Raw genomic sequence first — 21796 nt, 5'->3', positions numbered from 1 at the left:
GCGTTTGCACGCGCTCAAAATTCTGCTTGGGAGCGCAGAAGCGAAGTTGGGGCATACCATTCAACTACAGCGCACTAACGCCATACTTGTTCAAAACCTTATCCAGACTCCCATCTTCTTTTAATGTTTTTAGTAGTTCATTAAATTGAGTTTCAGTTGCATCATCCGCTTTACGCAAACCCAGAGCGTAAAGGTAATTTAACTTATTACCTAGCAAAGCCTCAGCATCATAAACATTGAAACTGTGACCTTGTTTTTGCATATAACCCAGTGTGACATTACTGACCAGCGCAGCACCGATTTCGCCATCAACCACAGCCTGCAAACGCGATAACTCATCATTGAAACGAATCGCAACGGGTACCGCGCCCTCGTTAAGCAAGTGCGCACCCATGCTGCCTGCAGGTACGCCAACTACCGTTTGTTTCAAATCATCCAACCCCTTCACTGGCTGACTATCGGCGGGCAGTACAAGCTTGAATTGCAGCTCCATATAAGGCTGTGTAATGCGGACATATTTAGACTTACCGTCACCCAGCCTGGCAACTCCAGCATAAAGATCACAGCGGGTCTTTTTGGAGTCTCTTTTCTGCACAATCCATGACAGATTGAGGTTAACACCCAGGCTGTCAGCCAAGGCCTTTGCCACATCTATCTGCAAGCCTTGTACTTCAGGCTGGCGTACAGAAAAAGGCGGCTGAAACGGGTTTACACAGACATCCAGCTCACCGGAATCCTGTATATGCTGCAAACTGTCGGCCAGCACATTCTGGCCACCTGCAATCAGTGCAACAGCAAATAAGGTGTTTCGAAAGTTAAGGCGCATATGCTGCCTCCTTCTACTTTTCGCTGTTACTGAGAGAAAGAATATAGGTCACCAGCTCCCAGCGCTGTTCAGGGCTGAACGAACGTTTCCAGGGCGGCATAACCAACGCACCACGGCGCTTACCGTTACTGATGGTTTTAAACAGATATTCTGGCTCGAAATCACGTCCCTGCAACTTTTTCGCCTTGCCACCGGAACCCCGATTGCCATGACAATATACGCAGGACTGATTAAAACGCTTTTCGCCATTGGCGACTGATTCATCTAACTGACCAAATACGGTTGCTTTTGCGGCGGCAACCACCTCAGGCGTTTCTTTCGGTTTGGATTTTTTCTTGCTTGATCCACTATCTGCTGGCGGAGCTACAGCGAGGGCAACCCCACTGACCAATACGCTTGCCAACAGCACAGAACGATTAACAACAGATTTAATATCAAACATCATGTTCTACATTCCCAAGATTTCTTACTAAAGTGAGGGGCAGATAAACTGCCCCTCTATTGTTATATAGGCTTATAGCCGTCTAGCTTAGTCTTCCAGTGTAAAGGCGATCAGCGCAGCACCACCTGGCAGGCCACCCATTTCTGGGAAAGCACTCGCCATGAAGCCTGGCGCATGAGAACCCATACCGGTAGCAGCAAGAATGTACTGCTTACCATTCACGGAGTAGCTGACAATACCGCCACGCAGACCTGAACCGGCGTTGAAGTTCCACACTTCTTTACCATTGTTCGCATCATAGGCATGCAGCATGCCTTTCGGTGAACCGTTGAATACCAAATCACCACCAGTGGTCAGTACACTGCTCAAACCTGGCAGCGGATAGTCGATGGTCCATTTCAGTTTACCGGTGATTGGATCACGAGCATCCAGTCGAGCGGAGGCTTTACCACCTGGAGGTGGTACGGCAACCAGCTTGCTTACGCCAAGGTACAGACCCGCAAGACCAACACTTTCATGTTCCTGTGCTGCTGGCACTACGATGTTACAAACTTCCATGGCATTGGTGTACCACAACCCGGTTTTAGGGTTATAGGCACCGTGGTTCCAGCTACGTGCGCCAAGCAGGTATGGGCAGATAGTGGTTTCTTCACCCACAGGCATCGCTTTACGCTTGCCAAGTGCACCGGTTTTAGGATCGATACCATCAACAAAGTTGATGTTCTGAGCCAGTGGCCATACGTTTTCAATGCCGCCATCTTTCTTATCGACAACGAAAACAAAGCCGCTTTTGTTCAGGTGAACCAGAACGTCTTTACCTTTGTGTTTCAGAGCCAGTGCTTCATAGGATGCATCGTAATCCCATACATCATGAGGGATTTCCTGGCGACCCCATTTCAGCTTACCCGTCTGAGGATCGATGGCCAGCAGGCTGGCACTCCACTTGTTGTCACCCATACGGTCAGCACCGTAGAAATCAGGCGCCGCATTGGCTGTACCGATATAGATGGTATCGGTTTTCGCGTCGTAGGTACCTGGCAACCATGCACCACTACCACCGACTTCACCAGAATCACCCGGCCAGCTCTTTGGATCATCCTTCTGCAAAATATCGAAGGTCCACATTGGCTTACCAGTCAAAGCGTTAACCGCAAAGATTTTACCCTGAGTTGGCTGGTCACCACCGGTGGTACCACCGAACAGGACATCACCCGCCAGCTGTGGTGGAGAGGAGAACAAGCAGCCGTAGCAGCTTTCCAGATCAGTAATCTGGGTAGACCATTTCTCTTCACCGGTTTTCTGGTCAAGCGCGATAAAACGGCCATCAAGAGAACCAATATAAACCATGCCGTGTCCGACAGTAACACCACGACTCGCAGCGACGTAGAACACCTCATTTACAATTTCATCCAGTTCTGGCTGGTAGTGCCACAACTGCTTACCCGTATCTGCTTCAAGCGCAAACACGTTATTATTTGGCCCAATATAATAAGCTACGCCATCAATAACGATTGGCGTTGCCTGCAGACCCATCTGAATATCCCCCGGCTGATGAATCCAGGCCACTTTCAACTTATCAATGTTTTTTACATTGATCTGATCAAGTGGGCTGTAACGCCAGGCATCGGACGTACGATGGTACTGCGGCCAGTCATTGGGGCTGACATTGGAAGAATCCGCTGCAACGGTTGTGGACATCATGCCAGACATTGCAAGCGCTGATGCAACACTGGCCGACAGCATAAGTTTTCTTATTGTAATCACTTCATCTTCTCCATCTAACGAATGAAAAGCAGACGGTACCTTTGTGGAAATCTGTCTGCGGCTGTAACCAAACCTGATGCAGCAACAAACAGGCCAAATCAATTAAACAACAAAACACAAAGACATATCCAATTGAATTTAAATGATTTTTATAAAAAACAGCAAAAGCCAAAACATACAAAAACTCCCCATATATCACGCTTAATGCTTGCGATTTGACACACTTTGTCACCCGTTGAGACAGTGTGTCACGAGACCAAAACAGAAGAAAAAACAGCGTCACTCGCTTAAAAATAAACTTAAGGCATAAAGCTTGCTTTATCTTTATCGCGACTAATCATCGCTACACTGAACATACAACGGAGAATAAAAATATGAACTGGCAAAAACCTGCTTATAAAGATTTGCGAATTGGTTTCGAAGTTACTATGTACTTCGCTAACCGCTGAAGATCCAGAGGCAACTCCTACCCAGCAAGGGGTTGCCTCCCTCTCGACTAAAACCCTCCTACAATATAGCAACACTGTGCATCACTACCTGAAACACAATGTGCCACTGCATCACCCTGCCTGATGCAATCGCCCAGCTGCCAGCGCCCACTTCCCCGTAAACCGGCGGAATATGTCAACATTATTAGCTGGCATGCATTTTGAATTGCTCTAGTTGTTTATACATAAATGGAGCAATTAAGGATGAGAACAATAAAAACCCTTTCTGCACTGGCTTTGATGGCAGTGTTTAGCACGCAAGCTCTGGCTGGAATGCCTGGAATGCGGGGTACGCAGCACCTGGGTATTACCGTTCCCAATGTGGAAGAAGCAACTGCTTTCTTTAAAGACGTTATTGGCTGCGAGTCCTTCTACTCAATTGGCCCATTTGGACCTTTTGACGATGACTGGATGACCGAAAACCTGAATGTCCATAAAAAAGCGGTAATCAAAACAGCTCATCTGATGCGTTGCGGCAATGGACCGGCACTGGAGATCTTTGAATACACATCCCCGGACCAGAACAAAACACCGCCACGTAACAGCGATATCGGTGGACACCACCTGGCTTTTTATGTGGATGACATGGAAGCCGCTGTTGCCTTTCTGGAAGAAAAAGGCATCAAAGTACTAGGCAAACCACATACCTTCACTGAAACAGGCATGAAAGGCCTGACCTGGGTTTACTTTATGGCCCCTTGGGGTATGCAGCTGGAAATTGTCAGCTACCCATATGGACAGGGCTACGAGAAAGAGACCGGTCGCCGCATGTGGGACCCTCGCTACTAATTATGACGTAGCAGTGCGTCAACCCGGGGGCACCCATAGGGTGCTCCCATATTTCGAGGGCGAATCATGAAATACGGCTTATACCTGCTGCTTTTTCTATTAACATCACAAGCACAGGCACACTTTACACATTTTGAACCCAGAATTTTACATATCTATCAGGACCAGCAAGACGTTATGGTTCTGATGCGTATGCCGCTGCCATTAGTTCTGCTTGATGACAGCTGGGGCGGTATAGATGCCAACAGCTCAGTGGAATATACCCGTCAAATTCAAACCGAGAACGGTACCGACTACTTACTGGACCTGCCACGACTGACAAATACCCCGGACGAGCTGCTGCGGAGAATTCAGCAAGGCTATCAGTTCAACATCAATGGTAAACAGCAGGCAGCCTCTATCGAAGCGATACACCTGTTTAACTCTGATGACCGGCGCCCCTTTGTTGATATCAGCTCAGCGGAATCCAACTTTAGCTCAGCGATCAGCATCGAAGACAACGTCGTCAAAATGTTTGATACCGGCATTGATATCAGGTTCCGCCTGGAAGGCACTTCACTCATCACTGACGATTTAACCATCTTCAGCGCCCTTGGTGACAAATTTAAAGCCATCAACCGGCTGGCAAATGTGGTGAATATCTATCGCAATGACAACAGACAGTCACAGACGACCGTCGGCATTCTGGACATTTCTTCACAACATATGCCGTCGGCCCTACAGCGTGGTGCCAAAGGCTTCTGGGAAGGTCTGGTGCATATTTTTATTGGCCTGGACCATGTGCTGTTTATCCTGCTGATTTTCTTCACCTCCAACAGCATTATACGCCTGATCACGCTGGCCACAGCGTTTACCATCGGTCACTCATTCAGCTTACTGGTGGGCGAAAATATCAGCATAAACTCCAGCCTGTTTATTCCCGGGATAGAGTTGCTAATCGCCCTGTCGATTACCCTTACGGCAATTGCTTTGCTGATGGATAAAGGTCATCACCTTAACAGCACCCCGATGCTATGCATCGGCTTTATTCATGGCTTTGGTTTTTCGTTTGTATTCCGTGAACTTGAACAAGCGGGAGGACAAAGTGATTGGCTGACACTGGGCACATTCACCCTAGGCATTGAAGCCGGACAGCTTATGATTTACCTACTGGCATTCTGCCTGACATGGCTAATCCATCATTATGCGCCACCTAAACGGCAACTGGGATTTTACGTGTCAATCCTGGCTTTAATCGTCTCACAATACTGGGTAGTAACCCGCGTAATGCCGATTATTGAAGCGGTCACGTAATGCATCAGGGCTGATAAGATCAGCCCTGATTTAACGATCATTTTCGTTGGAAGGCCCCATCTGCTTGATGATTTCATGATTCTTCAGATCGACCACGGAAACCACATGGTTATTAGCCTCCTGTACCCAAAGTTGCTCATCAGCGATATTCAGGTGCATCACATCAATATCCTGCTTTACACTGACATACCCCAAAGACCGAAACAGCGCCAGGTCAATTACCTGGACGGTCTGATCATTCAGCGCCACATACAAGCGGTCGGATTTTGCATCAAATACCATCTCTCCCCGAAACTCACCCAGGGGTATCTGACTTAACAAACCGGGATGATCGAGGCTGTATACCGAGATTTGCGACCTTAACTCATTGAGAATGTAGAGCAGCTGTTGGCGTTCGGAGATCCAGAAACGGTCTGGTCGTGTTTCCAGACGAATATGCGTGTTGATAACACCGGACTCGATATCCAGCATCATGACCGCTTTGTTACTCATATCGGAGTAATAAAGCTGTTTGCCATATATTTTTATATCACCCACTCTGCCTGATGCAGGCAGTTGAAATAAACCAATAGGAGAGCGTGTAACATCGCTATAAACAAATACCGTGCTATTAGACTCTCTCACATAAAAATACCCTTCACCCTCTTCGGACATACCCGACAATGAAGATAAATATAAAATACCTAACGTCAAAACCATAACAACGAACACAAGCAGAGCAAACAACTGCTTTGATCGTGAAAACAATGACGCAAAAACCATGATTAAACCTCTAAAAAAAAGCCCGGTTCAACGTGATTATTATCTGAAGGGGTCGATAAAAATAATCAGGTTCAACCGGGCATCATCGGCTAATTAGGGTGTTTCTATGCTGATCCATATCTCGCATTACAGACCAGCACCTAACCTTTAACTCCTGCAACAATTACGAAGAAGGACGGCGCATTACAGGATCGGTGGCCGAAAAGACTCACAACATGACTTCACGAATCAGGGGGCGAACTCCAATTCGCGAACATCGAAGAAGATAAAAGCAATTAGAGTACCAACTTAATAAATAATTGATTTATATGAATTTATTTTTAAAACCCTAGCCACAAAAAAGCACAGCTGCAACACTTAGTGGCGCAGGTGCGACACCTCGTTGTAGCAGCCCCGGTTACCTGGGTGACAGAAAAGGCATTCCTATTTTTGAAAGAATCGCTGTTCATATTTCTCAATTACATGGAAATTTCAGCCGTCAGGCAGACTGCCTCCTGCATGCAACACAATGTCTCAAAAAACTGGAACAGTCTGTTCTAATTTCTACAAAGGTTATGATGAAATCAAAATTATCGTGCTTAGAATTATGTAATTTTTTTTCACAAAATCTACTTTACGGCCAGCTTGGTATGTAAAACTTAAAAACCACTAGCAATTAATGCCTAATCCCACCTAAAAACTACATAACAGACTAAAAAAAGCCGCTTGATAAAAATTGGCACCATTAGTGCACACACCAACATAGCGCTGCATATTTTTGAATATTCAGAACGCGATCCGATTCATCTCTGCTTACCTGACACTTAATAAGTGCCGCCAGAGATTAATTGTTGAAAAAATACCTATGTTTCCTTAGGGGGAGTACACAGATGAATAATAAAAAAGTAACCTGCGCCAAACGGGGCATGGTCAGCTCGCTTAAAACACTTTCTGCCATGGTTATGCTGTCTACTGCAGCATCCACAGCTTCTGCAGACATTCTGATCGGTGAAGCGGGTGGCACTCAGTTGTCCATGTTCGGTATTTTGGATGTGGGTATACTTTACCAGGACAACGTGTCCACTGATGGTGATGAAAAACTTGGCATGGAAACCAGTGGTCTGCGTCAGACTGTTATCGGTTTCAAAGGTCTGCGTCCACTGGACAACGGCTGGAACGCCTTCTTTAACCTAGAAGCACATTTTGACCTGGATACCGGTATGTTCCACGGTACCGGTGATGCTGCAACAGACGCAGACGATAGCAGCGGTCGCCTGTTGTTCCGTCGTCAAGCTAACCTGGGTGTGAGTGGTGACTGGGGTACTGTCATCATGGGTCGCCAGTATGGGCCTGCCTTGCTGGCGCATCTGGGTACTGAACCACGTATCTTTAAAGAGCAGTTCTCTAACCTGTATGCTTGGGCTTACAGCCAGCTATTCACCACAGTAAATGACTCTGCCAGTGGAGCCGGCCGTAACGCAAACAACGACGTGGGCATCTTCTTTAAAAATGCTGTTCAATACCGTAACACCATCGGCGGCCTGGACTTCGGTGTGCTGTACTCCTTTGGCGGCCAGGAAGGCTCCCAGAAAGATGGTGATGTAATCGCACTGGGTGCGGCTTACACCACCGGACCTCTGACCTTGTCCGGCTCTTTCCATAACATGAAAGATCAGCAGACATCTGAAGATGTAGTTGAAAGCTGGGCAGTGGGTGTTGGCTACAACCTGGGTGATGTCACTCTGAAAGCCAACTTCATGAACACTGAAAACAACGATTCCAGCGGTAATGAAGTGCTGGATCTGGATGCGTTGGGCGTAGGTGTGGACTACAAATGGAGTGCGAAAAACACTGCCACTGTTGCCTATTACATCAACGAAGATAATGCACCTGCTAACAGTGCAGAAACTAAATCTCTCGTGATCAGCAACGAATACACCATGGGCCAGTCAACCACTCTGTATGCCGCACTGGCATATGTTGATGCTGACGACATGGGTGTTATCTCCCAGTACGCGACCTCTATCGTAGCCACACCAGCTCCGGTAGATGAGAAAACCACGTTGATCAACGTTGGTCTGAACTTCGCGTTCTAATATCATTTCGCCCCCGCAGGCTGTTGGAAGTTTCGGCTTCCAATGGCCTGTTCTAGTTCCTGCCTGGCTGCCTAGCTCACCTGCTGTTACAACCTCCGTTTACGCACGATTAATTCTCTCCTTTAATCATTAGAACGACATACTCGATTATCTGTAACACTCCGTTAAACCCACTGCGCTCTACTGAACATGTCCTGTTTTGCCATGGACAGCAGTAATGCTCCGCCCCCCAGCCTTCTGTTTCTGTTTCTGTTTCTGTTTCTGTTTCTGTTTCTGTTTCTGTTTCTGTTTCTGTTTCTGTTTCTGTTTCTGTTCCTGTTCCTGTTCCTGTTCCTGTTCCTGTTCCTGTTCCTGTTCCTGAGTATTCATTGCTGCTAAACGTACTGAGGCTCAAAGACTCTGCGGCAGGCAAGCAGGCTCGAATTGACACTCAATGCTCTGCGCCTGCTATCACTCTGTTCGACAGAGCCATCTGACAAACAGGCAAAAAAAAGCACGCCCGAAGGCGTGCAAGTTACTCTCCAGAGCGACAATGCTAAACGTTAGATCTCCCGTTTCTTCATCTGATCAGCGATATAATCGGCCTGACGAATCGCTAGTGCGACAATTGTCAGGGTCGGGTTTTCAGTACCACTGGTGGTGAACTGACTACCATCTGACACGAACAGATTTTTAATATCATGGGCCTGACCCCAGCGATTCACGACACCGTCCTTTGCGTGTTCGCTCATGCGGTTAGTACCCATATTATGACTAGCAGGATACGGCGGTAAGTTATTTACCTTGATTGCACCTACCGCGTCGAACAACTCTTTAGAGCGTGCGTAAGCATGTTCACGCATCTTGTAATCGTTCATATGGTCAGTTTTGTAGACCACGGGTACTGGCAGACCATACTGATCTTTTTCAGTTGGATGCAGGGTGATGTTATTGGATTCAACCGGCATATCCTCACCACAAACCCAGAAACCCGCCATGTTGTCATAGTTAGCCAGGGAGTCTGCTAGTTCACGGCCCCAGCCACCTTTACCCGGATTAAGGAAGGCTGACATAAATGGCAGACCCAGATGCAGGGTTTCCAGCTCATAACCTGCAACATGGCCTCGGCTTGGATCGTTATCTCGCCACTCATGCACAATATTCGGCACCACCGTACTCTTGTACATATGGACCGGTTTTTCGAATTCAGCATATACGCCACCAGTGGTATGCGTCATGTAGTTCTGACCTACCTGGCCGGAGGAATTTGCCAGGCCATCCGGGAACATAGACGATGCCGAATTCAGCAACATGCGTGGTGATTCAATTGAGTTACCCGCAACAGCGACCACGCGAGCTTTCTGCAGATGTTGATTACCATCTTTATCGGCATAGAGCACACCGGTTACCTTACCGGTTTTATCATGCTCGATACGCAGCACCATAGACTGAGGACGAACCTCGGTATTACCGGTCGCTTCCGCTTTAGGAATTTCGGTATACATGGTGGACCACTTGGCACCGATACGGCAGCCCTGCATACAGAAACCATTAACCTGACAGGCCGGACGACCGTCACGAACTTCAGTGTTAATCGCCAGGTTTGCCGCTTCACATTTAGCACCGATGCGTTTTGCACCTTCGGCCACTACCTTGGCATGGTTACTCGGGCTGTGGTGTGGCATACCGGTCGCTTTAGTACCGGTAACACCCATTTTATCCTCAGCTTTTTCGTAATAAGGCTTCATCTCTTGAAGTGAGATCGGCCAATCAAGCACGTTAGCACCAGGCACAACACCATTGGTGGTTTTCATTTTGAACTCATGTTCCTGAAAACGCATGGCAACACCCGCCCAGTGCATAGTGGCACCACCGACACCTTTTACAATCCAGGCGGGCAAGTTAGGGAAATCTTCCGCAATACGTGCTGGGCCAACGACGTAACGCTTGTCCAGCCAGGAAATCTTGCCGAACATTTTCCACTCGTCGTTTTCAATATCATCCATCTTGAAGCGTTTGCCTGCTTCTAACACCACGGACTTGATACCTTTCTGAGCCAGTTCATTGGCGAGGGTACCACCACCGGCACCAGACCCAATGATTACCACCAGGCTATCGTCATTCAAATCAAATTTAGTAGACATTGTTCACAACTCCCTTACTTACAGCCAGTCGATATCGTTATAACCACGGTTGATGTAGCCGCCTTTTTCCCAGGCAGAGCCGCCATAACCAAATCGTGGCCAAAGTTCAGGGTTGTTATAGATACCCATCATCAGGGCACCTTTAATCTTTTGGAAAAACGGACTGGATTCAATGGTTTTCAGTACCGCCACACGATCAGTTTCCTTGGCGATCGCAGCATACTTTTTACCGAATTTATCCATCGCAACCTTATCCAGTTGCGCCACACCTTCAGATAGCAGTTTCAGCAATTCCGGATCTGACTCGGCACCTTTGGCCATCGGATCCATCACCTGGCTGTAATATTTATTTTCCAGTGTGTCATGCGGATAGATATCACGTGCCATTTTCAGCAGTGTTGCGTTGGCATCTTTACCAATCTGCTGAGCGGCAAAACTATCGGGCGCAAATAAACCACCACCCAGTAATGCTGCTGATGCACCTACCGCCATAACCCCGGTAGTGGATAAAAAACGTCTGCGATTCATCATCGGTCCGACCGTTTTGTTATTTTTATTCATAGTGCCTCCAGTCATTCACTTCCTTATTAGTTAAGGAAAAATAAGCAATTAAGCCCTTTTTTCTACAACTCTTTCAGCATTAACAAAATTCAATTGATCGATGTAACGACTCATCTCGTCAGCCAGGTCATTCATCACTTTCTGAACAAAATATTCGCCGTTTTGTCCCATCAATTGAGAAAGCGTGAGGTGACACTCATCCCGAATAAACGGAGGTAGCTCACACTTTTCATAAAATTCATTACAGATCTGCCACATCTGCTGTAACGGGCCATCACATAAGATAACGGCATGGATCAACAGCGCGGTATCACCACCTTGAGCTAGCGCATCGGGGTTGCGAATACGCTGCCAGCGTTGTGCCGTGCCGGCAATTTTTTTACCGTCGACTACTAGATTGTAGTCACCATCACAAAACGCTCCATCAATAGAACCATAGGTACTCTTGATGCCGTACTTACTCAGCCAGCGCGACATAGCATCACAGATCAGCTCATAGCTCCCTTTGATACTAAGCTGGCCTTTATCTAACTTGACCACCATGGACAGATTGATAAAACCTGGATCCTGCGGGGTCAGCTCACCGCCGGTTGATCGGGTGATAACCGGCCATTCTTTGGAATCACAATAATCTTTGGCAGCAGCAAATCCCGGCTTATGCGTGGCACTACGTGGCACAACCAAGGCCCGGCGGCTCCGCCATAACAGGTACCCTTTATCTGAAGTACCCGCCATGACAGCATCCATCAGCTTTTTTTCCAGTTCGAGCCCAGTAGTGATATTCACGGGTTGTGGTACCACTACTTTGGCAATACGATCTGTTTTCAAAAGCAAATTACTGTTCACTTTCTATTTCCAGACACAAGTCAGTTAAGAAATCTGCTGCTGGACCACCGTCGATCGCACGGTGATCAAACGTCAGGGACAGACCCATCATTTTGCGACTGATTAACTCACCGTCTTCCGTCAGACCCAGCTCGTTATAGGTCTCACCAATGCCGAGGATGGCGATCTGTGGCAGGCTGACAATCGGCGTGAAGAACCGTACCCGACTGCGCCCAAGGTTGGTCATCGTGAACGTGCCACCGGTCATCTCTGATACAGTAAGCTTGTTAATCCGGGCGCGCTCTACCACGTCTTTGCGACACTCGGCACGCTCTTCAAGGTCTTTCTTATCTGCGGAAAAGACCGCCGGTGCCATCAATTTACCGCCTGGCAAAGCAATAGCAAAACTTATATCGATATTGCTGAAAATCCGAATTTCGCCATCTTCTACCCGACCGTTAATCACCGGATGTTTTTTCAGCGCACGGACAACATAATCAGCCAGCAGGTCTTCTACCGAAATTTTAATACCCTGCTCTGCCAACTTCTCTTTGCGTAACCACATGTTGTCAACTGAACACACCGCATGGTGTGTCAGTTGTGCAGCCTCATCGAGGCTGCGTCGCATGTTGTTAGCAATCATTCCCCGCAAACCACGCAGGGGTGTAACTTTGATTGCTTCTGCGGTAGTCATTACAACGTCCTCTTACTTAACCAATACTGGCAATCTGGTCGCCTTTAGCTACCACTTCATCCACATCTTTAGAGATGGAAAGCTTACCTGTAGCCGGAGACTCCAGTTCATACTGAATTTTCTCAACCATCAGCTCAGCGATCACATCACCTTCAGTGACATCACCACCATCACTTGCCAACCAAGAGGTGATTACGGCTTCAGAATCTTCTTCCCACAGGTCTGCAGGGATAATTACATCAGTTGTCATACTCATACTTCCTTCATAGTGTTAAACGCAGAAACAATTTTTTCCGGACTTGGCAGTGCCCACTGTTCCATAGGACGGGTGAACGGAATTGGGATATCCGGATATGCAACACGCGCTGGTGCTGCCTTCATAGGCACTCCGGCCTCAACTACAGTGGCGATGATCTCGCCGGTCATGCCGTAGCTGTGATAATCCTCGTCCACCACAATCAGGCGGCCGGTTTTCTTAACAGACTCAATAATGGCGTCACGGTCCAGTGGCACCAGAGAGCGCAGGTCTAGAACTTCAGCACTAACACCCTGAGCTTCCAGTTCACGCGCCGCTTTCAAGCCATGATGCACACCGGAGGTGATACCCACGATGGTGACGTCGGTACCTTCACGCACAATTGCAGCCTTACCCAGTGGTACTTCATACGCTTCTTCAGGCACATGCACGATGGCATCTTTTTCTGTACCCAACCAACCCATGCCCTGCAGGGCTTTGTGGAACATAAATACCACTGGGTTAGGATCACGGATCGCTGAGATCATCATGCCTTTAGCGTCGTAGGCATTAGAAGGTGCGACCACTTTCATGCCTGGCAGATGTGCAAACGTCGCATGTACACACTGAGAGTGCTGACCCGCATCGGAATAACCACCACCGGTAGACGTCATCAATACCATCGGAACAGTGACATTACCGCCGGCAAAATAGGTGTTTTTGGCCATCATGTTGTAGATGGCGTCAAAGCACACACCAAAGAAATCGACAAACATCAGCTCAACAATTGGCTTCATGCCATCGGAGGCAGCGCCTACCGCCGCACCAATAAAAGCAGTCTCAGAAATCGGTGTATCGCGGACGCGCTCTGCACCAAACTCTTTATACAAGCCACGGGTATTACCGAACACACCACCCAGCTCACCGATATCCTCACCCATGACGAAGACTTTTTCGTCAGCTTTCATTTCCACTGAAATGGCCTCAGCCATCGCACGTGCAATCGTCAATTTACGTTCTTTAACCTTGCTCATTTGCTATTCTCCAAAGACTGATCGTGGCCATTAAACAAAGACTTTATCCATCGCCTCTTCAGGCGCTGGGTAGTCGCTCTCACGGGCAAATGTGATTGCTTCGTCTACAATGGCACGTGCCTCGGTACGTAAAGCCTCATCGTCCTCAGCACTCCAGCCGTACTCTTTTTCCAGGCGCTGTTGCATCACTGGGATCGGGTCGATTTTCTTCAATGCTTCTTTCTCACCCGCTGGACGATAAGCTTCGCCATCACCCATGAAATGACCTGCCAGACGCGAAGTCTCAATCTCGATCAGGGTCGGCCCACCGCCTTGGCGCGCGCGTTCAATAGCTTTGCCTACCACTTCAAAAATCTTGATAGGGTCGTTACCTTCAATAAACTCACCCGGCATGCCATACGCCACCGCACGATCTGAGTTACGCTCAACCGCAGTACTGGCACGCTTGGAAACAGAAATACCCCATGAGTTATCTTCGATGATAAAGACTACGGGCAACTTCCAAACGCCAGCCAGGTTGAGGCCCTCATGAAACGCACCTTGGTTAGCCGCACCCTCACCCAGATACGCCACCGCAACACCCGGTTTTTTCTGCATCACACGTGACAAAGCAGCACCGGCAGCAGGACCAATACTCTGGCCGATAATGCCCGAGCAAGAGAAATTCACTTTGGGGTCAAAAATATGCATGTGACCACCACGGCCACCACTCAAACCGGTTTTTTTACCAAAGATCTCTGCAGCCATCGCCTTCAGGTCAACGCCTTTAGCAATCGCCACATGGTGTGGACGGTGGGTATGAGTCACTACATCTTCAGCATTAAGATGAGCACACACGCCTACTGCACATGGCTCCTGGCCATTGGACAGATGCATCTCACCTGGGATGGGACCATTGGCCATATTGAAGGCTGGGCTCTTACCTTCCATATAAATAGTTTCAATCGTCTCTTCAAAGAAACGACTGATCAGCATGTGCTTATACATCCATATTTCTTGTTCTTGGCTAGGTTTCATTACGCACTCCCGAGTCTGATATGCAGCCACTACACAATTTCACAATGTAAAATCGTTTCAGACCCAATAGGAGCAATCAGCGTGCCATTAAGACAAATGACTGTTTATTAAGGGATTTTTTATAAAAAAAACAAACCAAGAAGGCCGCATACATCAAGATGACGCAAAGACTGCGACACTCTGTTTCAGCGCAAAGTCACGATATGAGGATGGGTAAAGAAGGCGCAAGATGAGGGAACCTGCGAACAAGTCCAATATTTGCTCTGCGGGCGATAAATCAGCCTTGATTAAGAAGCTGAAAACAGCAGAACGCCCGAAAAAAGACATAAAAAAACCAGCCGCAACGGACTGGTTTTTTTTGAATTCTTGGTGGAGCCTAGCGGGATCGAACCGCTGACCTGTTCGCTGCCAGCGAACCGCTCTCCCAGCTGAGCTAAGGCCCCAAGAGCGGTGCTATGGTAAGCAGAGCGGCTTTTTGAGTCAAGTTTAAATTTCAAAAAAACGAAATTTAAAAAGGTGTTCTTAATCAAAAGGTTATACAGCCCGGCAAACCAAGATCAGACCGTATAACCACAACAGAATCAGTCTTCGAACTGAGCTTGCATTGCCCGAAACTCTTTATCCCAGCGTTTACCCTCTTTTTTCGACGGACCTCCAACAATATTCAGCGCATGCCTTAAGCGGGCTCGCGTCATATCCGGTCCCAGAATCGCCATGGAGTCCATCACAGATACCGTTTGGTTAGTGCCGGCTATAGCGATAAACAGCGGATAGAGGAAGTCTCTGATTTTCAGTTCCATCGCTCCGGCCAACTGTTTGAGCTGAGCGAATAACCGATCCTTGTGCCACTGCGATTCGGTGTCCAACAACCAGGAAGCAAACTGCAGTACCCTGCGCGTCTGCTCCAGATCTAAACCTTTATAGTCAAAGTCGGAGGCTTCAAGATCCAGCATCCCTGAAAGCAAAAAACCAGCCAGCGGTGCAACATCCGATAATTTTTCCACCCGCTGCTGAATCAGCGGCACGATCTGCATCAGGTATTCAGGGTTCAGAGCCCACTGCTGATAAGCTTGGGCAAATTGCTCAGGCGTCAGGTCTTCTCGTAACCACAAGCCATTTAGCCAGCTCAGTTTTTCCTGATCAAAGATCGGACCACCCAACGAGACACGCTGAATATCAAAATTCTCAAACATCTGCTGGCGTGAGAATTTTTCACTCTCATCTGGCATGGACCAGCCCATACGCCCCAGATAATTGAGCAGCGCTTCAGGCAGGTAACCCATACGCTGATAATAAAGAATACTGGTCGGATTCTTCCGTTTGGACAGCTTCGATTTGTCGGGATTACGCAGCAATGGCATGTGACACAGCTGCGGCATCTCCCAGCCAAAATATTCATAAAGCAGTTTGTGCTTGGGTGCTGAAGAGATCCACTCTTCACCACGGATCACGTGAGTAATCTCCATCAGGTGATCATCCACAACATTCGCCAGATGATACGTGGGCATGCCATCGGATTTCAGCAGAATCTGACAGTCCACCTGGCTCCAATCCAGCTCGATAGTGCCGCGCAGCATATCGCCAATAACACATACGCCCTCTTCTGGCACTTTCATCCGCACAACATAAGGTGCACCGGCAGCACGCCTTTGCTCTATTTCATCTTCAGGCAGTTGCAAATCACTTTGTTTCAGCGCGGTGTGCTTACCCTCAGCTCGGCGCGCTTCACGCAGGACATCCAACTCTTCAGCGGTCCGGTAACAGTGAAAAGCTTTACCCTCTTCCACCAAACGCATCGCAAAATCACGATAACTATCCTTGCGCTCACTTTGACGGTATGGCCCGTGCGGACCGCCTACATCCGGCCCCTCATCCCATTCCAGACCCAACCAACGCATTGAATCTAGTATGGTTTTCTCCGATTCTGCCGTACTACGGGTCTGATCCGTATCTTCTATACGCAGAATAAACTGCCCCCCATGTTGACGAGCAAAAGCCAGATTAAACAGAGCGATATAAGCGGTGCCGACGTGGGGATCACCAGTCGGTGACGGCGCAACACGGGTACGAACGGTCATGGATATCCTTGATGGTTAAAACAGCGTTAGCGATAGAAAGCGGATTATACCCGGCCAGTGCAGCGGACTCTACCAGCCTTGATTCTGCCAGATTATCGCTCCCCAGATCAGAGCCCCGATCAGAAGCGACACCAGCACGACCGCAGAGCCAAGGTCTTTAGCCAGACCAGCCAAGCTGTGGTATTCAGTGCCCGCACGATCTACAACCGCTTCAATTGCGGTATTGACCAACTCAAAAGCAATCACCAACAAACAACTACTCACCAACGCGGCAAACTGCAGAGGGGTTTGTGCCACAAAAAAAGCCAATGGAATCAGCACAGCACTGGCCCATACTTCATATCTGAAAGCAGGTTCCTGGCGATATGCCGCACACATTCCCTGCCAAGAATACCGGGTGGCATAATAAAAACGTTTCAAACCGGTCTGTTTACTCACGCTTTGCATGGAAGTTAATCGCCATCAGTACAATAAAGTGATGATTCTAGCATGCCAACTCGGTGCTTATTATGGCAATTACATGTCATATCGCGACCGTAACTGCATACGAATAAGCCTTTTACTGGCACATGCAGAAGAAGAGAAACGCCAACAAGTCATCGGCAATATAATTGAGAGGCATGGCAAAGATCTATTGATGATGTCGCACTCTCCTACCCGGGCATGTTGCATGAAGCCATCATGCCAGGCGTGTATAATGGCCACCAATATAGCAGAGACTCGAAAACACTTTCTGCTCAACAGCATCCATGTTGCTTCCGGTAACCACGAGTACGTTCAGCCTTGCAAACAGCGCGAACCCCACCGGAACCAACTGCAATTAGTCAGACTGCATGCAACCTGTAATCGATCACAACACAGTTATAACACCAACAACAGTTCAAACCGGTTTCAGCCGTCGCTTCTGCGTAGCGCCGATGATGGACTGGACGGATAGGCATTGCCGTTATTTTCATCGCCTGCTGACTAAGCATGCCTTGCTCTATACCGAAATGGTGACAACCGGGGCTCTGCTGCATGCTGAACCTGCCCGCTTTCTACAGTTCAACCCAGAGGAGCAGCCGGTGGCGCTGCAACTGGGCGGCAGTAACCCTGCGGATCTGGCTAAATGCGCAGTGATGGCAGAGCAATATGGTTACAGTGAAGTTAATCTGAATGTTGGCTGCCCAAGCGATCGGGTGCAGAATAATATGATTGGCGCTTGCCTGATGGCACACCCACAAATAGTTGCCGATGCCCTGCATACCATGCAGTCAGCAGTATCTATTCCTGTTACCGTAAAGCATCGCTTGGGCATAGACAATATGGACAGCTATGAACAACTGTTTGCTTTTGTCGATACCGTAAGACAGTCCGGCTGTAACGTATTTATCATCCATGCGCGCAAAGCGATTCTGGATGGCCTCAGCCCAAAGGAAAACCGAGAGATCCCACCCCTGAAATATGACTGGGTGTATCAAATAAAACAGGCTTTTCCAGAGCTGGAAATTATTATCAACGGCGGCATTAAATCACTGGATGAGTCCCTCGCACACCTTAGCCATGTCGACGGGGTTATGCTAGGCAGAGAGGCGTACCATAACCCCTTCATACTGGCAGATGTCGATCAGGCGCTATTTAACGCCGATAATGCTAAGCCCGAACGGGATCAGGTAGCACGCGCCATGTTACCCTACATAAAACAACAGATGGCTCAGGGCACACCTTTCTACCACATTGTCCGCCATATGCTGGGGCTGTTTCATGCTCAGCCTGGCGGTAAAAAATTCCGTCGTTTCATAAGCGAACATGGACACCATAAACAGGCCACTCCCGACACGCTGTTAGACGCACTGGCCTGCATAAGTCGACGAATTTAAGGATTTTTACAAGATGTCAGATCAGCTGGAACAATTGAAACAACTTACCACTATCGTAGCTGACACCGGCGATATTGAGGCGATCGAACGCTTCCGCCCGGTAGATGCTACTACCAACCCTTCACTGCTACTAAAAGCGGCACAACTCCCCCGTTATGCCCCACTGCTACAGAAAGCCAAAACCTGGGCAGACCGCCAAGGCGGCAGCAGTGCTGAGCAGCTCAACAACATGACTGACTGCCTGGCTGTGGATATCGGCAGTGAAATTCTGCAGATCATTCCCGGGCGGATCTCGACAGAAGTCGATGCACGTTTGTCATTTGATACTGCAGCGACCCTCCAGCGGGCACGCAAACTCATTGGCATGTATGAAGCCAACGACATTTCCCGCGAGCGTATTCTGATCAAAATTGCAGCCACTTGGGAAGGCATTGCCGCAGCTCGGGAATTGGAGCAGGAAGGCATTAACTGCAACCTGACACTACTGTTTAGCTTTGCCCAGGCCGTGGCCTGTGCAGATGCTGGTGCATATCTGATTTCCCCCTTTGTTGGGCGTATTCTGGATTGGTACAAACAGCATCAGGACGCTGACTTTCAGGGAGCGAACGACCCCGGCGTACAATCAGTCAGCCGTATCTACAATTACTACAAACACAATGGCTATAACACCATTGTTATGGGCGCCAGCTTTAGGAATACAGATGAAATTCGCGAACTGGCCGGCTGCGACCGGCTGACCATTGCGCCTACACTTATGGAAGAACTCGAGCAGATAAATGCGCCGCTAGACGTCAAATTGGCGGCTAAGAATGCCACCAGCACTGAAGGGCGCTGGGCCATCACTGAAGCAGAGTTCCGCTGGAATATGAATGAGGATGCCATGGCTACAGAGAAACTGGCAGAAGGTATCCGCAACTTTGCTGCAGATCAGGTAAAACTAGAACAACTGTTACTCTCCAGTTAAACCTGCTATTCAGAATAAAAAAAGCCCGGAGGCTAATCAGCCACCGGGCTTTTTCCACCAGCATCCATGCTGGAATCCAATCGTCCCTGATTGGTCGAAGTCGATGCGCGTCCCTGCGCTGTGACAATTCCATCTGTCTCGACCCCTAACAGCACCCATTCTAATATGTTGCCGATATAGCGCTATGAGAATTTTTCCTAATTTTTATTAAAATTGTATTTAATAAGCCAAAAAAGATGCTCCTTCAAGCATCTTCCAGCGTTATCATCAAATCCTTAAATGCCTCACGGTTAGAGTCATTTAGGTTCATTAAAATACGGTGCGCTTCAACAATACGCAGACGTATCTCTTCTGCCGATTCTTTAACCAAAGGCAGTGCCTCGAGGTCCGCACTGTCCTGCGGTAACGAGTCCAAAAGCACAAAAATATGATCAAATCCCATACTCATTAACACACGAGTGATATCCCGATTAGTTGAAACAATGGTTGGGTGAGGCAGATGACATTGCTCAGCGTAGATCGATAGCTTGGCAATCAAACCAAGCGTGGTACTGTCAATACCTGTCGTTTCTGTAAGATCGACCAAAATATCCTGAACATAACTACGATCCAGAACAGATTTCAGGTGCTGATCAAGTGATGAGCACAACGTTAACCTCACATCCCCAACAAATTTGAGAATGTAACGTCCACCCATCAGGGCATAATAAATTGAGCCGTCTTGCATAAGTTTCAGTGCCTGGCCACAGTCATGATGGCAATGTCATCGGGAGCTTCGCCCATTATAGCGGGAAGCAACTGCTGTTTCAGTTGCTCAGGGCCTCCTCCTTTAGCGGCAATTACCGCCTGCAAGAGTCGCTCTTCCTTGGCAGCAAGATCCGGCTCCTGCATCACTTCCAGAATACCATCCGAAAACAGTGTCAGTTGAAAAGGAGAAGTTAAAATCAGTTTACGCTCTTCAAATTGCGGTTTTTCAAACAAACCAACGGGCATGCCCCGGCCTTCCAGAAAACGCACACCCTCTTTGTCAGATAGTACCGGCATAGGGTGGTGTCCACCAACCGCATAGGTAAGACTGCTATCTCTGCTGTCATACAAGCCGAGAAAAATACTCAGATGCTTGCCTAACCCGGTATCCAGCACCTCGGCATTGATACGCCCAAGAGTATCCAGTGGCGAAACAATATCAAAGCTTGACCGGCGCCGAAAGTTTCTTAGCAAGCGGTGTGTCATATTTTTCAGCAACACCGTTACCAATGCTGATGAAGCACCGTGCCCTGAGACATCCGCTAAATAAAACATACAGCGATGGCGATCAATCTCAACCAGATCAACAAAATCACCGCTCAGGTACAAAGATGGAATCAACAGGTAGCGTGCTTCCAGGTCACATAACTGAAGGCACTCCGGGGGTAGCATGTTTTGCTGAATATGTAGCGCTGCTTGCTGATCAGCTCTTAGCTCTGCATAACTTCGCTCAAGTGCTTCCTGCACCATATGATGCTGCTCATACAGCATAGACTGTTGGAGCAATTTTAGTATGGCACTTAACAAACCTGGCTGATCTGACTCGAGGGCAGACTGCGGAAAAACATTGGAAGCGCCGTGGCGCAGTAGAGATAAAACCTGATCATTATCCGTTTTATCCAGCAAACAGATAATCGGCCTGGGCGACTGCTGTTCAGCCAAACCACTGAACTCCGCCAATGTGAGTTCAGTGCCACCAACACAGGCAATGATCAGTGAAAACACATCATTATCTAATGCGGCCTGAGCCTGCTCTGAATTAAGCACAGAGATAATATCGAGTGAAGGAACTTGAGGAGGAACAACACCCTGTAAAAACTGGATGATCCGCTGCGGATCAGAGTGGATGACCAAAACCTGTTGATGGGTCTGATTCATAATCCGACCCTTGGGGCGATGACGGGATACACCGGTCCATTTGCCATCACCTAGTAAAACCT

Annotated in this window: 22 protein-coding genes and 1 tRNA gene; 6 read left to right on the top strand and 17 right to left on the bottom strand. The window is 48.2% G+C overall.

What is annotated here, in order from left to right:
• Positions 1 to 64 precede the first annotated feature (64 nt).
• The 3 genes from ACFVYJ_RS01560 to ACFVYJ_RS01550 all read right to left on the bottom strand — a co-directional run bounded on the left by ACFVYJ_RS01560 (position 65) and on the right by ACFVYJ_RS01550 (position 2969).
• A complete protein-coding gene (locus tag ACFVYJ_RS01560; RefSeq protein ID WP_419414423.1) occupies positions 65 to 826 on the bottom strand; it encodes a substrate-binding periplasmic protein in 762 nt (253 codons plus the stop codon).
• A gap of 13 nt (positions 827 to 839) precedes the next feature.
• Positions 840 to 1271, bottom strand: a complete 432-nt coding sequence (locus ACFVYJ_RS01555) for a c-type cytochrome (RefSeq protein WP_419414422.1) — start codon at positions 1269 to 1271, stop codon at positions 840 to 842.
• A gap of 84 nt (positions 1272 to 1355) precedes the next feature.
• Entirely contained in the window at positions 1356 to 2969 is a 1614-nt protein-coding gene (locus ACFVYJ_RS01550) for a pyrroloquinoline quinone-dependent dehydrogenase (RefSeq protein ID WP_419414421.1), read from the bottom strand.
• Between the two features lie 437 nt (positions 2970 to 3406).
• On the opposite strand from ACFVYJ_RS01550, the gene pqqA reads away from it, so the two are divergent.
• The 3 genes from pqqA (at position 3407) to ACFVYJ_RS01535 (ending at position 5602) form a co-directional block, all read left to right on the top strand.
• Entirely contained in the window at positions 3407 to 3481 is a 75-nt protein-coding gene (pqqA, locus tag ACFVYJ_RS01545; protein ID WP_419414562.1) for a pyrroloquinoline quinone precursor peptide PqqA, read from the top strand.
• Between the two features lie 243 nt (positions 3482 to 3724).
• Positions 3725 to 4309 carry a VOC family protein gene (locus tag ACFVYJ_RS01540; RefSeq protein ID WP_419414420.1) on the top strand — a complete coding sequence of 195 codons (585 nt, stop codon included), beginning with the start codon at positions 3725 to 3727 and terminating at the stop codon, positions 4307 to 4309.
• A 66-nt stretch (positions 4310 to 4375) separates the two neighbouring features.
• Positions 4376 to 5602: a HupE/UreJ family protein gene (locus ACFVYJ_RS01535; RefSeq protein ID WP_419414419.1), complete on the top strand. Its 1227-nt coding sequence runs from the start codon at positions 4376 to 4378 to the stop codon at positions 5600 to 5602.
• Between the two features lie 30 nt (positions 5603 to 5632).
• On the opposite strand, the gene ACFVYJ_RS01530 is transcribed toward ACFVYJ_RS01535, so the two are convergent.
• Positions 5633 to 6094 carry a YncE family protein gene (locus ACFVYJ_RS01530; RefSeq protein WP_419414418.1) on the bottom strand — a complete coding sequence of 154 codons (462 nt, stop codon included), beginning with the start codon at positions 6092 to 6094 and terminating at the stop codon, positions 5633 to 5635.
• A 1139-nt stretch (positions 6095 to 7233) separates the two neighbouring features.
• Between ACFVYJ_RS01530 and ACFVYJ_RS01525 the strand changes: the two genes are divergently transcribed.
• Positions 7234 to 8439, top strand: coding sequence for a porin (locus ACFVYJ_RS01525; protein WP_419414417.1), 1206 nt, complete (start codon positions 7234 to 7236; stop codon positions 8437 to 8439).
• 180 nt (positions 8440 to 8619) lie between these two features.
• Here ACFVYJ_RS01525 and ACFVYJ_RS01520 read toward each other — a convergent pair whose 3' ends face one another.
• The 11 genes from ACFVYJ_RS01520 to ACFVYJ_RS01470 all read right to left on the bottom strand — a co-directional run bounded on the left by ACFVYJ_RS01520 (position 8620) and on the right by ACFVYJ_RS01470 (position 17453).
• Positions 8620 to 8808: a hypothetical protein gene (locus tag ACFVYJ_RS01520; RefSeq protein ID WP_463254774.1), complete on the bottom strand. Its 189-nt coding sequence runs from the start codon at positions 8806 to 8808 to the stop codon at positions 8620 to 8622.
• A 173-nt stretch (positions 8809 to 8981) separates the two neighbouring features.
• The gene (locus ACFVYJ_RS01515) at positions 8982 to 10562 is read right to left on the bottom strand and encodes a GMC family oxidoreductase (RefSeq protein WP_419414415.1); all 1581 of its coding nucleotides are present in this window, start codon (positions 10560 to 10562) and stop codon (positions 8982 to 8984) included.
• 18 nt (positions 10563 to 10580) lie between these two features.
• Entirely contained in the window at positions 10581 to 11123 is a 543-nt protein-coding gene (locus ACFVYJ_RS01510; protein WP_419414414.1) for a Twin-arginine translocation pathway signal, read from the bottom strand.
• Positions 11124 to 11171: 48 nt separating this feature from the next.
• Positions 11172 to 11951, bottom strand: a complete 780-nt coding sequence (locus ACFVYJ_RS01505; protein WP_419414413.1) for a lipoate--protein ligase family protein — start codon at positions 11949 to 11951, stop codon at positions 11172 to 11174.
• 7 nt (positions 11952 to 11958) lie between these two features.
• Positions 11959 to 12642 carry a 2-oxo acid dehydrogenase subunit E2 gene (locus ACFVYJ_RS01500; protein WP_419414412.1) on the bottom strand — a complete coding sequence of 228 codons (684 nt, stop codon included), beginning with the start codon at positions 12640 to 12642 and terminating at the stop codon, positions 11959 to 11961.
• 16 nt (positions 12643 to 12658) lie between these two features.
• Positions 12659 to 12892, bottom strand: a complete 234-nt coding sequence (locus tag ACFVYJ_RS01495) for a biotin/lipoyl-containing protein (RefSeq protein ID WP_419414411.1) — start codon at positions 12890 to 12892, stop codon at positions 12659 to 12661.
• Between the two features lie 2 nt (positions 12893 to 12894).
• A complete protein-coding gene (locus ACFVYJ_RS01490; protein ID WP_419414410.1) occupies positions 12895 to 13911 on the bottom strand; it encodes an alpha-ketoacid dehydrogenase subunit beta in 1017 nt (338 codons plus the stop codon).
• Between the two features lie 30 nt (positions 13912 to 13941).
• Positions 13942 to 14928, bottom strand: a complete 987-nt coding sequence (locus ACFVYJ_RS01485) for a thiamine pyrophosphate-dependent dehydrogenase E1 component subunit alpha (protein ID WP_419414409.1) — start codon at positions 14926 to 14928, stop codon at positions 13942 to 13944.
• Positions 14929 to 15295: 367 nt separating this feature from the next.
• A tRNA-Ala gene (locus ACFVYJ_RS01480) sits at positions 15296 to 15371 on the bottom strand.
• Positions 15372 to 15509: 138 nt separating this feature from the next.
• Positions 15510 to 17006, bottom strand: a complete 1497-nt coding sequence (gene gltX, locus ACFVYJ_RS01475; protein WP_419414408.1) for a glutamate--tRNA ligase — start codon at positions 17004 to 17006, stop codon at positions 15510 to 15512.
• A gap of 69 nt (positions 17007 to 17075) precedes the next feature.
• Positions 17076 to 17453, bottom strand: a complete 378-nt coding sequence (locus tag ACFVYJ_RS01470) for a diacylglycerol kinase (RefSeq protein WP_419414407.1) — start codon at positions 17451 to 17453, stop codon at positions 17076 to 17078.
• 386 nt (positions 17454 to 17839) lie between these two features.
• Here ACFVYJ_RS01470 and dusA point away from each other — a divergent pair, with 386 nt between their 5' ends.
• Positions 17840 to 18865, top strand: a complete 1026-nt coding sequence (dusA, locus tag ACFVYJ_RS01465) for a tRNA dihydrouridine(20/20a) synthase DusA (protein WP_419414406.1) — start codon at positions 17840 to 17842, stop codon at positions 18863 to 18865.
• A gap of 13 nt (positions 18866 to 18878) precedes the next feature.
• Positions 18879 to 19829, top strand: coding sequence for a transaldolase (tal, locus tag ACFVYJ_RS01460; protein ID WP_419414405.1), 951 nt, complete (start codon positions 18879 to 18881; stop codon positions 19827 to 19829).
• Positions 19830 to 20073: 244 nt separating this feature from the next.
• On the opposite strand, the gene ACFVYJ_RS01455 is transcribed toward tal, so the two are convergent.
• Together ACFVYJ_RS01455 and ACFVYJ_RS01450 are read right to left on the bottom strand one after the other, a co-directional pair.
• Positions 20074 to 20556, bottom strand: a complete 483-nt coding sequence (locus ACFVYJ_RS01455) for an STAS domain-containing protein (protein ID WP_419414404.1) — start codon at positions 20554 to 20556, stop codon at positions 20074 to 20076.
• Between the two features lie 5 nt (positions 20557 to 20561).
• On the bottom strand, positions 20562 to 21734 hold the full coding sequence (locus tag ACFVYJ_RS01450; protein WP_419414403.1) for a PP2C family protein-serine/threonine phosphatase: 1173 nt from the start codon (positions 21732 to 21734) through the stop codon (positions 20562 to 20564).
• Between the last annotated feature and the right edge of the window lie 62 nt (positions 21735 to 21796).

The organism is Pontibacter sp. JAM-7 (assembly GCF_048548695.2).
Classification (GTDB): domain Bacteria; phylum Pseudomonadota; class Gammaproteobacteria; order Pseudomonadales; family Balneatricaceae; genus Neptuniibacter.
The sequence above is the reverse complement of the archived record's forward strand: the minus strand, read 5'-3'. Positions and strand labels throughout refer to the sequence as shown.

What these genes read in the sequence shown, in the direction of transcription:
- ACFVYJ_RS01560 (WP_419414423.1), bottom strand. Translation starts at nt 826, where the DNA reads ATGCGCCTTAACTTTCGAAACACCTTATTTGCTGTTGCACTGATTGCA.
- ACFVYJ_RS01555 (WP_419414422.1), bottom strand. Translation starts at nt 1,271, where the DNA reads ATGATGTTTGATATTAAATCTGTTGTTAATCGTTCTGTGCTGTTGGCA.
- ACFVYJ_RS01550 (WP_419414421.1), bottom strand. Translation starts at nt 2,969, where the DNA reads ATGATGTCCACAACCGTTGCAGCGGATTCTTCCAATGTCAGCCCCAAT.
- ACFVYJ_RS01540 (WP_419414420.1), top strand. Translation starts at nt 3,725, where the DNA reads ATGAGAACAATAAAAACCCTTTCTGCACTGGCTTTGATGGCAGTGTTT.
- ACFVYJ_RS01535 (WP_419414419.1), top strand. Translation starts at nt 4,376, where the DNA reads ATGAAATACGGCTTATACCTGCTGCTTTTTCTATTAACATCACAAGCA.
- ACFVYJ_RS01530 (WP_419414418.1), bottom strand. Translation starts at nt 6,094, where the DNA reads ATGAGTAACAAAGCGGTCATGATGCTGGATATCGAGTCCGGTGTTATC.
- ACFVYJ_RS01525 (WP_419414417.1), top strand. Translation starts at nt 7,234, where the DNA reads ATGAATAATAAAAAAGTAACCTGCGCCAAACGGGGCATGGTCAGCTCG.
- ACFVYJ_RS01520 (WP_463254774.1), bottom strand. Translation starts at nt 8,808, where the DNA reads ATGAATACTCAGGAACAGGAACAGGAACAGGAACAGGAACAGGAACAG.
- ACFVYJ_RS01515 (WP_419414415.1), bottom strand. Translation starts at nt 10,562, where the DNA reads ATGTCTACTAAATTTGATTTGAATGACGATAGCCTGGTGGTAATCATT.
- ACFVYJ_RS01510 (WP_419414414.1), bottom strand. Translation starts at nt 11,123, where the DNA reads ATGAATAAAAATAACAAAACGGTCGGACCGATGATGAATCGCAGACGT.
- ACFVYJ_RS01500 (WP_419414412.1), bottom strand. Translation starts at nt 12,642, where the DNA reads ATGACTACCGCAGAAGCAATCAAAGTTACACCCCTGCGTGGTTTGCGG.
- ACFVYJ_RS01495 (WP_419414411.1), bottom strand. Translation starts at nt 12,892, where the DNA reads ATGACAACTGATGTAATTATCCCTGCAGACCTGTGGGAAGAAGATTCT.
- ACFVYJ_RS01490 (WP_419414410.1), bottom strand. Translation starts at nt 13,911, where the DNA reads ATGAGCAAGGTTAAAGAACGTAAATTGACGATTGCACGTGCGATGGCT.
- ACFVYJ_RS01485 (WP_419414409.1), bottom strand. Translation starts at nt 14,928, where the DNA reads ATGAAACCTAGCCAAGAACAAGAAATATGGATGTATAAGCACATGCTG.
- gltX (WP_419414408.1), bottom strand. Translation starts at nt 17,006, where the DNA reads ATGACCGTTCGTACCCGTGTTGCGCCGTCACCGACTGGTGATCCCCAC.
- ACFVYJ_RS01470 (WP_419414407.1), bottom strand. Translation starts at nt 17,453, where the DNA reads ATGCAAAGCGTGAGTAAACAGACCGGTTTGAAACGTTTTTATTATGCC.
- dusA (WP_419414406.1), top strand. Translation starts at nt 17,840, where the DNA reads ATGCAACCTGTAATCGATCACAACACAGTTATAACACCAACAACAGTT.
- tal (WP_419414405.1), top strand. Translation starts at nt 18,879, where the DNA reads ATGTCAGATCAGCTGGAACAATTGAAACAACTTACCACTATCGTAGCT.
- ACFVYJ_RS01455 (WP_419414404.1), bottom strand. Translation starts at nt 20,556, where the DNA reads ATGCAAGACGGCTCAATTTATTATGCCCTGATGGGTGGACGTTACATT.
- ACFVYJ_RS01450 (WP_419414403.1), bottom strand. Translation starts at nt 21,734, where the DNA reads ATGAATCAGACCCATCAACAGGTTTTGGTCATCCACTCTGATCCGCAG.